This window comes from Devosia sp. WQ 349K1 (assembly GCF_016595685.1).
GTDB lineage: Bacteria > Pseudomonadota > Alphaproteobacteria > Rhizobiales > Devosiaceae > Devosia.
In genome coordinates, this window is sequence record NZ_JAENGO010000001.1 from 1,032,357 (window position 1) to 1,046,039 (window position 13,683).

At 58.2% G+C, this 13,683-nt stretch carries 14 protein-coding genes; 13 read left to right on the forward strand and 1 reads right to left on the reverse strand.

Going from position 1 to position 13,683, the window contains the following annotated elements:
* Positions 1 to 126: 126 nt before the first annotated feature.
* The 6 genes from JHL21_RS04885 to mnhG are packed head-to-tail and all read left to right on the forward strand — an operon-like array spanning position 127 to position 6,076.
* Entirely contained in the window at positions 127 to 3,033 is a 2,907-nt protein-coding gene (locus JHL21_RS04885) for a monovalent cation/H+ antiporter subunit A (protein WP_200212152.1), read from the forward strand.
* Entirely contained in the window at positions 3,024 to 3,362 is a 339-nt protein-coding gene (locus JHL21_RS04890; RefSeq protein WP_169196418.1) for a Na+/H+ antiporter subunit C, read from the forward strand. Before JHL21_RS04885 ends, JHL21_RS04890 begins: the two co-directional genes overlap by 10 nt.
* 2 nt (positions 3,363 to 3,364) lie before the next feature.
* Positions 3,365 to 4,948, forward strand: coding sequence for a monovalent cation/H+ antiporter subunit D (locus JHL21_RS04895; RefSeq protein WP_200212153.1), 1,584 nt, complete (start codon positions 3,365 to 3,367; stop codon positions 4,946 to 4,948).
* Positions 4,945 to 5,430: a Na+/H+ antiporter subunit E gene (locus tag JHL21_RS04900; protein ID WP_200212155.1), complete on the forward strand. Its 486-nt coding sequence runs from the start codon at positions 4,945 to 4,947 to the stop codon at positions 5,428 to 5,430. The genes JHL21_RS04895 and JHL21_RS04900 overlap by 4 nt, the downstream gene beginning before the upstream one ends.
* Positions 5,427 to 5,708, forward strand: coding sequence for a K+/H+ antiporter subunit F (locus JHL21_RS04905; RefSeq protein WP_200212156.1), 282 nt, complete (start codon positions 5,427 to 5,429; stop codon positions 5,706 to 5,708). The genes JHL21_RS04900 and JHL21_RS04905 overlap by 4 nt, the downstream gene beginning before the upstream one ends.
* Positions 5,705 to 6,076, forward strand: coding sequence for a monovalent cation/H(+) antiporter subunit G (mnhG, locus tag JHL21_RS04910; protein WP_182394114.1), 372 nt, complete (start codon positions 5,705 to 5,707; stop codon positions 6,074 to 6,076). Before JHL21_RS04905 ends, mnhG begins: the two co-directional genes overlap by 4 nt.
* Here the strand turns inward: mnhG and JHL21_RS04915 are convergent.
* Positions 6,073 to 6,381 carry a TM2 domain-containing protein gene (locus JHL21_RS04915; protein WP_169196423.1) on the reverse strand — a complete coding sequence of 103 codons (309 nt, stop codon included), beginning with the start codon at positions 6,379 to 6,381 and terminating at the stop codon, positions 6,073 to 6,075. The genes mnhG and JHL21_RS04915 overlap by 4 nt on opposite strands.
* A gap of 108 nt (positions 6,382 to 6,489) precedes the next feature.
* On the opposite strand from JHL21_RS04915, the gene JHL21_RS04920 reads away from it, so the two are divergent.
* From JHL21_RS04920 to phoB, 7 genes are all read left to right on the forward strand, one after another.
* Positions 6,490 to 7,245 (forward strand): IclR family transcriptional regulator, encoded by a 756-nt coding sequence (locus tag JHL21_RS04920; protein ID WP_200212157.1) that lies wholly within the window; start codon positions 6,490 to 6,492, stop codon positions 7,243 to 7,245.
* A gap of 217 nt (positions 7,246 to 7,462) precedes the next feature.
* A complete protein-coding gene (locus JHL21_RS04925; RefSeq protein ID WP_200212158.1) occupies positions 7,463 to 8,473 on the forward strand; it encodes a substrate-binding domain-containing protein in 1,011 nt (336 codons plus the stop codon).
* A gap of 67 nt (positions 8,474 to 8,540) precedes the next feature.
* The gene (gene pstC / locus JHL21_RS04930; protein WP_200212159.1) at positions 8,541 to 9,920 is read left to right on the forward strand and encodes a phosphate ABC transporter permease subunit PstC; all 1,380 of its coding nucleotides are present in this window, start codon (positions 8,541 to 8,543) and stop codon (positions 9,918 to 9,920) included.
* Entirely contained in the window at positions 9,917 to 11,272 is a 1,356-nt protein-coding gene (gene pstA / locus JHL21_RS04935; protein WP_200212161.1) for a phosphate ABC transporter permease PstA, read from the forward strand. The genes pstC and pstA overlap by 4 nt, the downstream gene beginning before the upstream one ends.
* A 79-nt stretch (positions 11,273 to 11,351) precedes the next feature.
* On the forward strand, positions 11,352 to 12,119 hold the full coding sequence (gene pstB, locus JHL21_RS04940; RefSeq protein ID WP_216860349.1) for a phosphate ABC transporter ATP-binding protein PstB: 768 nt from the start codon (positions 11,352 to 11,354) through the stop codon (positions 12,117 to 12,119).
* A 20-nt stretch (positions 12,120 to 12,139) separates the two neighbouring features.
* Positions 12,140 to 12,853, forward strand: coding sequence for a phosphate signaling complex protein PhoU (gene phoU / locus JHL21_RS04945; RefSeq protein ID WP_200212162.1), 714 nt, complete (start codon positions 12,140 to 12,142; stop codon positions 12,851 to 12,853).
* A gap of 99 nt (positions 12,854 to 12,952) precedes the next feature.
* Positions 12,953 to 13,654: a phosphate regulon transcriptional regulator PhoB gene (phoB, locus tag JHL21_RS04950; protein ID WP_200212163.1), complete on the forward strand. Its 702-nt coding sequence runs from the start codon at positions 12,953 to 12,955 to the stop codon at positions 13,652 to 13,654.
* The last annotated feature ends 29 nt before the right edge of the window (positions 13,655 to 13,683 follow it).

Below are 13,683 nucleotides of genomic sequence, written 5' to 3' on the forward strand. Positions count from 1 at the left end.
CCAGCTACGCTATTGCAATAGCGCCCCAAATTGCTGCCAAATAGGGCTGCACAGCGCTGCCAAGGGTAAAAGATTCTACTCATAGGTTAGCGGCCCCCTTACACTGGAGACCAACCGCGTGAACCGATGCCCGGCATAACTATCGCTTTCTTGTGTGTCGTGCCCTTCATCGCCAGTGCACTGGTGCTGAATTTTCCTGCTGCTGCTCGAAATGCTGTTGCCTGGGTGGCCGGCGCTGTTTGCGCTGCGGGTCTTGCGGCAACGATCAGCTTCTTCCCCCAAATCGCGAGTGGTGGGGCTGTTCAACACACGATCGAGTGGATGCCTTCGGCAGGACTCAACCTCACGTTCCGCATGGACGGCCTTGCTTGGCTCTTCAGCATTCTGATCACCTTTATCGGCGTTCTGGTTGTTCTTTACGCGCGCTATTACATGTCGCCGCGCGATCCCGTTCCTCGTTTTTATGCCCTTTTGCTCGCCTTCATGGGCGCCATGCTCGGCGTGGTGCTATCCGGTAATGTGATCCAACTCGCCATCTTTTGGGAAATGACCAGCTTGGTCTCCTTCCTGCTGATCGGCTATTGGTATCACCGTGGCGACGCCCGCGATGGCGCGCGCATGGCGCTCATTATTACCGGCACGGGTGGGCTCGCCCTGTTCGTGGCGCTGCTGCTCATCGGCCATATTGTGGGTAGCTACGAGCTCAACGACATTCTCGCCTCTGGCGATCTGATCGTTTCGCACGAGCTCTATCCGGTCACGCTGATCCTCTTCCTGCTTGGCGCTTTCACCAAAAGCGCACAGTTCCCCTTCCACTTCTGGCTGCCGAACGCGATGACCGCGCCGACCCCTGTGTCGGCCTATCTGCACTCCGCAACCATGGTGAAGGCGGGCGTGTTCATGCTCGCGCGCTTCTGGCCTGTTCTGTCGCAATCTGACCTCTGGTTCTGGATTGTTACCTATTCCGGCCTCGCAACGCTTCTGCTCGGCTCTTACGTCGCGCTCTACCAGCGCGATCTGAAGGGCCTTTTGGCCTATTCGACCATCAGCCATCTGGGCCTGATCACCACACTTCTCGGCATGGGCACACCGCTCGCTGCGGTCGCTGCGATCTTCCACATTGCCAACCATGCGACCTTCAAGGCGTCGCTGTTCATGGCAGTGGGCATCATCGACCACGAAACCGGCACCCGAGACATCCGCAAACTGTCGGGCCTACGCAAGGCCATGCCATTTACCGCGCTATTCTCGATCATTGCCTGTGCGGCCATGGCCGGCGTTCCGCTGTTGAACGGCTTCCTCTCCAAGGAAATGTTCTTCACCGAAACCGCAGAGTTCGACGAGAACCCCTTCGTCAACATCTCGCTGCCACTCATCGCAACGATTGCAGGCGCCTTCTCGGTCGCCTACTCGCTGAAATTCGTCCACGGCGTCTTCTTCGGCCCGGAAAGCACCGAGCTCGAAAAGACCCCGCACGAGCCCCCAGCGCTCATGCGTCGCCCGATCGAGCTCTTGGTTATCATCTGTCTCGCCGTCGGCATCGTGCCCGGCCTGACTATCGGGCCTTACCTCGCCGCCGCTGTAGCATCAGTGCTTGGGCAAGATGTGCCTTACTACAGCCTGTCGATCTGGCACGGCTTCAACCTGCCGCTGATCATGAGCTTGATTGCCCTCGCGGGCGGCGTGCTCATCTACATGCTTTACAACCGCCAGCTGCGCGACACCGATCAGGCGCCACTGTTCCGGGGCATCATCGGCCAGCGTATTTTTGAGCGCCTCTTGCTGACGGCGACCAATCGCTGGGCCAAGAACACCGTCCAAAAGCTCGGCACCACCCGTCTGCAAACACAGCTGCTTATCGTTGTCCTCGCCTCCCTCTTCGCGGGCTTTGGCGCCGGTTGGGCACGCATGGGCAATTTGCCGCTGCCAGAGAGCTTCGACCCGATTTTGGCCATTGTCTGGCTTTTGGGCGGCTTCAGTGCTTTGGCCGCAGCACAGCAAGCCAAATTCCATCGCCTTGCTGCGCTTATTCTCATGGGCGGAGCGGGTCTTGCGACCTGCCTAACCTTTGCATGGTTCTCCGCTCCTGATCTTGCCCTAACCCAACTTCTGGCCGAAATTGCCACGACCGTACTGATCCTACTTGGCCTGCGTTGGCTGCCAAAGCGCAGCCCCGTTGCTGAAGACACCACTTGGGCGGTTCGCATTCGCCGTCACCGCGACTTCGCCATCGCAACTGCCGTTGGCCTCGGCGTTGGCTTGGCAGCCTATGCCATTATGACCCGCCCTGCCGTCGATGGCATCTCGCGCTACTTCGTCGAGAATGCCTACGCCAAGGGTGGTGGCACCAATATCGTCAACGTGATGCTGGTCGACTTCCGCGGTTTTGATACCTTGGGCGAAATCACCGTTCTCGGTGTTGTCGCGCTCACGGTCTTCGCCCTGTTGCGCCGCTTCCGTCCAGCCAGTGACTCGGTCTCTCGCCCTGAGCAGCAGGTCGCGCAAGCCACCTTCGCCGAAACCGAAGAAGACGACCGCAAGGCGCTCAACGAGTTCATGCTCGTTCCAGCCCAAATCATGCGCTGGCTTTTCCCGGTCATTGTCACCATTGCGCTCTACATGCTGTTGCGTGGCCACGATCTGCCAGGTGGTGGCTTTATTGCCGGCATCATCATGTCGCTGGCCTTCATTCTCCAGTACATGTCGAATGGCATTCGCTGGGTTGAGAGCCGCCTCCGTATCCGTCCGATCCTCTGGATTGGTTGGGGCCTTATGGCAGCCTTGGTCACGGGCTTAGCGTCTATGGCCCTCGGTTATCCGTTCCTAACCACGGCTTTCGCCTATCTCGACATACCGCTCATCGGCAAAGTGCCGCTAGCGAGCGCTCTCATTTTCGACATTGGCGTGTTCACACTCGTGGTCGGCGCAACTGTGCTCTTGCTCATTGCTCTCGCCCACCAGTCCATCCGTGGACCAAAGCCTGCCTCCGCGCCGCGCCGTAAGCCAACCAAGGGAGCCGACCAATGGAACTGACCCTTGCCATCGCCATTGGCGTTCTCACCGCGTCCGGCACCTATCTCGTCCTGCGTCCACGCACCTTCCAGGTGATCATTGGTCTGTCGCTCATTTCCTATGGCGTGAACCTATTTATCCTCTCGATGGGCCGCCTGCGCACGGACGCCCCACCAATCATCACAGACAAAGCAAACATCGACCCATCTCAATATGCAGACCCGGTTCCGCAAGCGCTAGTTCTGACCGCAATCGTCATCGGCTTTGCGATGACTGCTCTTTTCCTCGTCGTCATGCTGGCCACCCGTGGCCTGTCGGGCAATGACCACGTCGACGGAAAGGGGAGCTAAGGATGGATCTCGCTCACGTCGCTATTCTACCGATCATCATTCCGATGATCGCCGTCGTCACCAATCTGCTGATTGGTGACGGTCGCAGCGATCGTTTCGTCGGATTGAATATCGCATTTGCCGCAATGAGCGTACTGGTTGCAGTACTGCTCGTCGCTTCGATCATTCTAGCGGGCGATGCGGCAGTGGCCGTTTACCCGCTTGGCAATTGGCCCGTACCATTCGGCATTGTGTTGGTTGCGGACCGACTGGCAGCAATCATGGTATTGCTTACAGCGGTCCTCGCCTTTGCCGCCTTGGTGTTTGCATCGGCCCATTGGTATCGCAATGGCACGAACTTCTTCCCGCTCTTTCACGCCCTGACCATCGGTCTCTATGGCGCGTTCCTGACTGGGGACTTGTTCAACCTTTTCGTCTTCTTCGAAATCCTGCTGGCCGCGTCCTATGGTCTGGTTTTGCACGGTGGTGGTCGCAATCGCGTACGCCCTGCCCTGCACTATATCGCCGTCAATCTGGTCGCCTCGTCGCTCTTCCTCATCGGCGTTGCCTTGATCTATGGCACCACCGGCACGCTAAACATGGCCGATATCGCTCGCGTATCGGCGCAATTGGGTGAAGAGAACCGCGGTCTGTTCGAAGCAGGCGCTGCTATTCTCGGCGTTGCGTTCCTCGTCAAGGCTGGCGCGTGGCCCCTGCACTTCTGGCTCCCGACCGCCTATTCGGCAGCAGTTCCGCCGGTCGCAGCACTCTTTGCGATCATGACAAAGGTTGGCTTCTATGCCCTCTTGCGTCTCTGGACCCTCGTCTTTGGCGAAGGCAATGATTTCGGTCAGAACACGCTGTTCGTGCTCGGCCTTCTCACCATTGCCTATGGCAGCTTGGGTGTTTTGCAGTCGAAGGCACTCGACCGCCTCGCGAGCTACCTGATCATCGTCTCTGCAGGCACGCTGCTGCTCAGCGTTGCCTATAATGACCCCGGCGTTACAGCTGGCGCGCTGTTCTACGTGATCGTCGCAACTCTGGCAGCGGGTGCGCTTTTCCTCCTCAAAGACATCATCGACCAAGGCTTGCCTGCGGAAGCGCAGGTTCTCGCCGTTTCGCTCGAGTTCTACGGCGACGAAGAAGATGAAGAGATCGACGAAGATCAGGAAGTTAGCCCCACGATTCCCGCCGGAACGGCGCTGATCAGCTGCTGCTTTGCCATTATCGCCCTGCTGATGGCTGGACTGCCGCCTTTTGCTGGCTTCTTGTCGAAGTTCATCATGCTGTCCTCAGCGTTCGACGCAAGCAATGCTCCAACTGCGGCGACCTGGTGGTACACCGCAGCCATGATCATCTCCGGGCTTTTGGTGCTCATCGCCATGGTGCGTAACGGCATCAACATCTTCTGGACCTCCATGCCTGAAGAAGGCATCCAGGTGCGGGTGGCCGAAATTCAGCCCATCATCGGCTTGATCGGCATCTGCGTGCTGATGACCTTGTTTGCCGGGCCCATCCTCGACATCCTCAACGACACGGCCGCCCTGTTGCATTCGCCTCAGGCCTATATCGACGCTGTCTTCACCAGCATGAGGAACACACAATGAGCAGGCTGTTCCCCTATCCTGTCCTTTCGCTCATGCTGCTGTTGTTGTGGCTCACGCTGCAGCAATCTGCCGGGCTCGGCCACATCATCATGGGCATCGCCATAGCGATTGCCGTGCCCCACTTCGCACTCCCCGTTCTGCCGGATCGTGTCCGCATCAAACGGGTCTTGCCCTTGGTTAAAATGACCTTTGTTGCAGGGCTCGACATTATCCGGTCGAACTTGGCCGTGTTCACTATTCTCATTCAGAGACGCCCAAAGCCCACGGCGGAATTCATCGAGATGGAACTCCAACTCACCAATGAGTTTGCCCTGGCCATCTTGGCCTGCATCGTCACCGCCACGCCGGGCAGTGCTTGGCTGCAATACGACAAAGAACGCAATGTCGTTTTGCTCCACGTCTTCGATCTTATTGATCCCGATGAATGGATCAACACCGTCCGCAATCGCTACGAGAAACCGCTGTTGGAGGTATTCCAATGAGCCACGATATTCTGATGTGGAGCATTACCAGCGCACAGGTCATGCTTGCGGCCGCGATGATCGCGACCCTCTATCGTATGTTCATGGGCCCGCGCGCCCAAGACCGCATCCTGGCGCTCGACGCTCTATACGTCGTCGCCATGCTCCAGCTGATCGCTTTGGGCATTCGCACGGCAAACCAGATCTACTTTGAACTGGCCATGCTCATCGGTCTTTTGGGCTTTGTCGGCACCGTCGCCTTGGCAAAGTTCCTCATGCGTGGCGAGGTTGTCGAATGATCCCCGATCTTCCCCTCTGGCTCGCAATCATCGTTTCGGCATGCGTGGTTATTGGCTCCTTGCTTACTCTTGCAGGGTGCCTTGGCCTGGTACGGCTCAATGATTTTTATCTGCGCATTCATGCCCCCACGATGGGCACAAGCATGGGTGGCGGACTGATACTCTTGGGCTCGGCAATTTATTTTACCGTCATCCAAGAGCGTCCTGTCTTCCATGAGATCGCGATTTTTGTCTTCATGACACTCACGACCCCGGTGACGCTGATGCTGCTCGCACGTGCGTCCTTGTTCCGGGATCGCTATGAAAAGGCATTGACGGAGGCCAATAAGGCCGAAGACGTCAAGATCGAGAACCAGCCTACAAACTAGTAGCGGCGTCCAAGAACGCGGTTCGCAACCTCATTATTCCGGCGTGAAATCATGCCGGGAATAAGCAAGGCATCAATGAGCCACCACGCGCCCATGATGAACCACAAAAATGCGAACAGTCCGAAGCTGACAAAAGTCAGCAGCGCAAAAAGCGCAGACATCGCCAGCATGATAAAGCCGCTTACCACACGCCCGAGGTAAAAGCGGTGTACACCGATATAGCCGAGGAAAAACCACAGCACATAGGCGATGATCGGGGACTTCTTTTCGATGTCATACTGCGCGTAAGCACGATCTTGCGTCATTTTTTCTCCTAGAAAATTGCGCCTTATGTGGTGGTGGAACCACCAAAATACAAGCGTATCAACGGAACCGCGCTTGACCTTGTTCCGAGACAACGCGACAAAGCTCCCATGCGTGATGGCGATATCATTCACGGCCTGATTAGAGGCCTATCGGTTATCGAATGTTTCGATGAGGAACATTCACGGATGTCGATCACCGAAGTTTCCGCGAGAACTGGTCTGGAGCGCGCAACCGCACGCCGATGCCTGCTCACTCTCGTGCATCAAGGCTATGCCACTTATGATGGTAAGTTCTTCCAGCTCACGCCACGCGTCCTAAAGCTTGGGCATTCCTACCTCGCCACCACGCCCCTACCCCGCCTGATCCAGCCATTTTTGGAAGAGCTATCGCGGGATACCAATGAGTCAACGTCGGCAGCAGTGCTCGATGGAACCGACATTCTTTATGTCGCGCGCGTCTCGACGCGCCGCGTGATGTCCATCAATCTGGCCCAAGGCGCGCGCCTACCGGCTTATTGCACCTCCATGGGACGCATATTACTAGCCGCCCTGCCCCAAGACCAAGCGCGCGATATTCTCGAACGGTCCGAGTTGATCGCCTACACAGAGCGCACCAAGGCAGATATGCCCTCAATTCTGACAGAGCTGGCCGTAGTCGCGGCTCAGGGCTTTGCGGTCATTGATCAAGAGCTCGAACTCGGCCTCTGTTCCATCGCCGTGCCGCTCTATAACACGTCCGGAAAAATCGTCGCCGCCGTCAACATTGGCGCCCAAACAGCGCGTGCCCCGACCTCGAAAATGATTGCGCATTTCCTGCCCCTCATCCGCAAAATTCAGTCCGAGCTGCGCCCCCTTCTGCGCTAAACGTCTCAGATTCTCTGTGTCACACTCCGTCACATAAGATGTCACACAGCATGTCATATCTGTTTTTCACCATATCTGTCAGCATGTTAGCGCGTCACATACCTGTCACTGAACTGCAATAAATCTGTCGCCGTGCAGCAATATGGTCCTCCACGTTCAGGGCGGCCAGACAGATGGCTGGCCAAGACCTAAAACGAATTTCGAGAGGGAATTCCCTATGAAGATCGCACTCTACGCTAGCACCGCTGTTGTCGCCCTCGCCGCTTTTGGCACTGTCGCCGCTCAGGCCCGTGACACTATCCAGATTGCTGGCTCCTCGACCGTTCTCCCATTCTCTTCCATCGTCGCTGAAGAGTTTGGCGCGACCTTCCCTGAATTCAACACTCCAGTGGTCGGCTCCGGCGGCACCGGTGGTGGCTTCCGTCAGTTCTGCGAAGGTGTTGGTGAAAACACCATCGACATCGCCAATGCATCGCGTCCAATCCGTGACAGCGAGCGGGAAGCTTGCAACGCCGCTGGCGTTACCGACATCCGCGAAATCCAGTTCGGCTTTGACGGCATTGTCTTCGCATCGGCCGCAACGGGCGCTGATTTCGCCCTGAAGCCAGAACACGTTTACAAGGCCATCGCCGCTAAGGTTACTGTTGATGGCGCCCTTGTCGACAACCCATACACCACTTGGGATCAGGTCGACCCATCCCTGCCGAACCAGCCAATCGCCCTCGCGATCCCTGGCTCGAACCACGGCACCCGCGAAGTCTTCCAGGAGAAGGTTGTCGCTCCAGGTGCTGAAGCTGCAGGTCTGCCAGAAGGTCTTTCGGAAGAAGAAGCCGAAGCCGCTGTCACCACCTTCCGTCAGGACGTCGTTGTCGAAATCGCCGGTGACTACACCGAAACTCTGGCGCGTCTGACCGCAGACAAGAACACCATCGGCGTGTTCGGCCTCTCGTTCTACGACCAGAACAAGGACACCCTCAAGGTCGCGACCATTGATGGCGTTGTTCCTTCGCTCGAAACCGTTGCTGCGGGCGAATACCCAGTTTCCCGTCCACTCTACTTCTACGTCAAGGGTCAGCACATCGGCACGATCCCGGGCCTAGCTGAATTCACCGAATACTTCATCTCTGAAGGCATGTCGGGTCAGGGTGGCACTCTCGAATCCGCGGGTCTGATCCCGCAGCCGGCAGAAGTCACTGCCGAAGTACTGGCTACCTTCCTGGGCCAGTAATTCTCCCAAACAGCGGGCCGCATCTGATGCGGCCCGCATCTCTTAGGGCCAGTAAGGACCCCACAAAGTGAACACAGCGATCGTTGCCGGATTACTCATCGTCCTGCTTGGTCTTGCTTACCAGCTCGGCTGGTCCAAGAGCCGCGCTCTCGCAACGCCAAACGGCGTTCGCGTCCATTCTCGTTCCCAGTATCACGGCTCCCTCGCCGCGATTTGGACTCTGGTGCCTGCCGTTCTCGTGCTGGCCATCTGGGCCTTTTTCTCCCCCGGCGTCACCCACTGGTTCACGGTCTCGCAGATCCCAACGGATGTTCTGACGGGGCTCGACCAAATGGGCCTCAACGCCCAACTCAAGCGCATTCAGGATCTTGCCTCTGGCTTCGGTGTCACTGGCGAGCTTTTGCCGTTTGAACAAGCCGCAGGCGAAAATCTTGGCCGCTTCCAGCTTCTCTCGTTTCTGATCATGCTGGCGTCCGCAGCAGGTCTGGGCGTCCTCGGCCTACACCTTGCCCGCCGCCGCATCAGCCCGCGCCTACGCGCCCGCAACGAAGTTGAACGCGCCATTTCCTGGCTGCTGATCGCCTTCTCGGCCGTCGCGATCCTCACCACCGTAGGCATTGTTGCCTCGCTGGTCAGTGAAGCGCTGCGCTTCTTCACCTTCGTCAATCCGCTCGATTTCTTCTTCGGCACCGTCTGGGCGCCAAAGTTCTCCTCCACCGGGTCGGGTGATGCCGGGTCTTATGGCCTGCTCCCGCTCCTCGGCGGTACGCTGATGATTTCAGCCATTGCCATGCTGGTTGCGGTACCGATCGGTCTGATGACCGCCATCTACCTCAACCAATACGCGCATAAAAAAGTCCGTGCCGTCATCAAGCCTGTGGTCGAAATCCTCGCGGGTATTCCAACCATTGTTTATGGCTTCTTCGCCCTCGTCACCGTCGGTCCCTTCCTGCGCGACTTCGGCGCCTCCATTGGCATCTCCGTCAGCGCCACCAGCGCTCTGACCGCCGGCATCGTTATGGGCGTGATGATCATCCCGTTCATCTCCTCCCTGTCCGACGACATTCTCAATCAGGTTCCGCGTACGCTCCGTGATGGTGCCTACGGCCTCGGCGCCACCCAATCTGAAGCCATCCGCAATGTGCTTCTGCCAGCAGCTCTCCCGGGCATTGTCGGCGCTTTCCTCTTGGCCGTATCCCGCGCCATTGGTGAAACCATGATCGTGGTTCTCGCTGCCGGTAACGCTCCAATCTTGCGCGGCAACCCGCTAGAGCCTGTCTCCACCATCACCGTGTCGATTGTTAATCAGCTGACCGGCGACACCGACTTCACCGGCCCGCAATCGCTGGTTGCCTTCGCCTTGGGCCTGACGCTCTTCGTCATGACCCTCTGCCTGAACATTGTCGCCCTCTACATTGTCCGTCGCTTCCGGGAGCAGTACGAATGACCAACACTGTCCTCGACACTGCCGCCGAACGCCGTAAACGCGTCCGCGATGGACTGGCGCGCCGTCACCGCACCGAAAAGCTTTTCCGCGGCTTTGGCGTCGTCGCCATTGCGCTGGCTCTTGGGTTCGTCGCCATTCTATTCACCGACGTTCTGCGTAAGGGCGTTCCGGCGTTCATGCAGTCGAACCTGCATCTGGAAATCACCTACGATCCTGAACTGATCAAGATCGAGCCTGCCCCTGTCCGCACTGCCGGTCAGTCCGATGCTGAGTTTCATGCTGCCAACATGGCCTGGCAGCGTAAGCTCGCCATGCTCAACTGGAATAACGTCATCGAAGCCTCCCTGCGCAAAGCAGCGCCGGAAGGGTATGAGATCGACACCCGCCAGCTCCTGACCATTGCCGAGACCGACGCCCGTCACGAAGTCCGTGAGCGTCTCGTCGCCGACCCATCCCTGATGGGCCAAACCGTGCAGATGGAGCTTCTCGCTTCGGCCAATGCCGATAACTGGATCAAGGGCAATATTGACCGCAGCTTGGGCGACGGTCAGCAACAGCTCTCGGCCCCGGCGCGTGCTCTCATCGACATTTTCGAAGAAGACGGCACCATCACGCAGGGTTTTGCATGGTCGCTGCTCTCCAGCGTTGATAGTCGCTCTGCTCCCGCATCGGCAGGCCTCCTGGGTGCCTTCATGGGTTCGCTCTGGATGATGCTGATTGTGGTTGTGCTCGCCGTGCCAATTGGCGTGGGCAGCGCGATCTATCTTGAAGAGTTCGCTCCCAAGTCGCGCCTTACCGACCTGATCGAAGTGAACATCAACAACCTCGCGGCTGTTCCCTCGATCGTCTTCGGTCTTCTGGGCGCCGCAGTGTTCATCAACTGGTTCCGCCTCCCCATCTCTGCCCCCTTGGCTGGTGGTCTCGTCCTCACCTTGATGACGCTCCCCACCATCATCATTGCCACCCGCGCAGCTTTGAAAGGCGTATCCCCGGCTCTGCGCCAGGCGGCGCTCGGCATGGGTGCTTCCAAGACGCAGATGGTGTTCCACCACGTGCTTCCCGTCACCTTCCCTTCGATCCTGACCGCTACCATCATCGGCGTCGCTCAGGCTTTGGGTGAAACCGCGCCGCTCCTCTTGATCGGCATGAACGCCTTCGTTGCGTCGGTCCCCGGAACCCCGCTCGATCAGGCGACCGCCCTCCCCGTTCAGATCTACCTCTGGCAGGGCAACGAAAACCGCAACTTCTTTGAAGCCCGCACCTCCGCCGCTATCATGGTCCTGCTGGCCTTCATGATCTCCCTCAATGCGATCGCGATCTTCCTCAGATCTCGCCTCGAAAAGCGCGCATAAGGATCACATAATGGATATCCTTGCCTCCAAGGCCAAGACACCCCACACTGCCCTCGGCGCCAATACGGATCTGTCTGAAATGATCGCGCATCCCATTCGTCTGACTGCCCGCGATGTCACCGTGCACTATGGTGCCAAGCAAGCTTTGCACGGCATTTCCATCGACATCCCGGATCGCTCGGTCACCGCTTTCATCGGTCCATCGGGCTGCGGTAAGTCGACCTTCCTGCGCTGCATCAACCGCATGAACGACACCATCGAAGGCGCCAAGGTTGGCGGTAAAATCGAACTCGACGGTCAGGACATTTACGCGCCAGACCTCGATGTGGTTGAACTGCGCGCCCGCGTTGGCATGGTGTTTCAGAAGCCGAACCCGTTCCCGAAGTCGATTTACGACAACGTCGCCTACGGTCCGCGCATTCACGGCCTTGCCCGCAACAAGACCGATCTCGACGCTATCGTCACCTCGTCGCTGCAAAAGGCAGGTCTTTGGAACGAAGTGAAGGATCGCTTGCAGGAACCAGGCACCGGCCTATCCGGCGGTCAGCAGCAGCGTCTGTGCATTGCGCGCGCCATTGCCGTTGGCCCAGAAGTCATTCTCATGGACGAGCCCTGCTCGGCCCTCGACCCGATTGCAACCGCAATCATCGAAGAGCTGATTGACGAGCTGCGTACCAATTACACCATCGTCATCGTCACCCACTCGATGCAGCAGGCAGCCCGCGTCTCGCAAAAGACTGCCTTCTTCCACTTGGGTAATCTGATTGAACAGGGCGACACTGAAGACATCTTCACCAACCCCGTCCACAAGCAGACCCAAGACTACATCATGGGCCGTATCGGCTAATCTAAGGGGAGAGCAAAGCCATGCCACACAATACCGGCACAGAGCACATCGTTACTTCGTATAACGAAGAACTTCTCGCCCTTGCGCAGGCCATCGCCGAAATGGGTGGTCAGGTGGAAACGGCTGTCGAAAACGGCACGCGCGCCCTGCTCAAGCTCGACCGCGAACTTGCCGACGTGACCATCATCGCCGACCAGCGCATCGACGACATGCAGCGCAAAATCGACGAAATGGCCGTGTCCATGATCGCCCGTCGCCAGCCAATGGCGTCTGACCTGCGTTCGATCATCACTGCCATCCACGTGGCGTCTGATCTTGAGCGCGTTGGCGATATGGCCAAGCAATTGGCCCGCCGATCGCTCAAGCTCGAAGCGATCAACCTGCAGGCCTCGTTCTACAGCGGCGTTCGCAACATGACCGCTCTCGTGCTTGGTCAGCTCAAGGAGGCACTCGACGCCTACGCCAATCGCGATGCTGAAGCTGCCGTGGTCGTCTGCAACCGCGACGACGATGTCGACGCCATGCACACCTCTCTGTTCCGCGAACTCCTCACCTATATGATGGAAGATCCGCGCAACATCACCTCGTGCACCCAGCTTTTGTTCTGCGCCAAGAGCCTTGAACGTGTCGGCGACCACGCAACCAATATCGCTGAACGCGCTTACTATCTCTCGACTGGTAAGCAGCTCACCAGCGACGTTCAAGAACTCCATCGCCAGCAGATCAAAGCCTAAGCGCAAATTCCGTCACGCCGCCCAATCGGCGTGACGAACTCTTCGAATATCCCCTATATTGAGTAACGGTCCCTTGGGACCGATTGACGGAGCACGCCCATGCCCGCGACGATCCTTGTTGTCGAAGACGAAGCCGACATCTCCCTGCTCCTGCAATACAATCTGCAGGCTGAGGGCTTTGATGTCGTCACAGCGGAAACCGGCGATGAAGCGCACCACGCCATCGCAGAACGCGTCCCTGACCTGATCCTGCTCGATTGGATGCTACCCGAAGTTTCCGGCATCGAAATCTGCCGTCGCCTCCGTGCGCGTGAAGAAACCGCCCGCGTTCCAATTATTATGCTCACGGCACGCGGCGAAGAAGAAGAGCGCGTCCGCGGTCTCACCACCGGCGCAGACGATTATATCGTCAAGCCATTCTCTGTCCCCGAACTCGTCGCGCGCATTCAGGCCCTGCTCCGCCGCACCAGCCCGAACCTTGTGACCAACGCGCTCAAGGTCGGTGAATTAGAACTCGACCGCACCACCCATCGCGTCAGCCGTGGCTCCCGAGACATTCACCTCGGCCCAACAGAGTATCGCCTGCTCGAATACCTCATGACCCATCCGGGCCGCGTTTACACCCGCGAGCAGTTGCTCGACGGCGTCTGGGGTAATGACGTTTATGTCGACGAACGCACGGTCGACGTCCACATCGGCCGCCTCCGCCGCGCCATCAACCGTGGCAAGGAAGCCGACCCCATCCGCACCGTGCGCGGCGCCGGCTACTCCTTCGACGAACGCTTCTCGCAACTGGCTTAGATCGCGTGCCCTTAGGCACAACAAGGTCT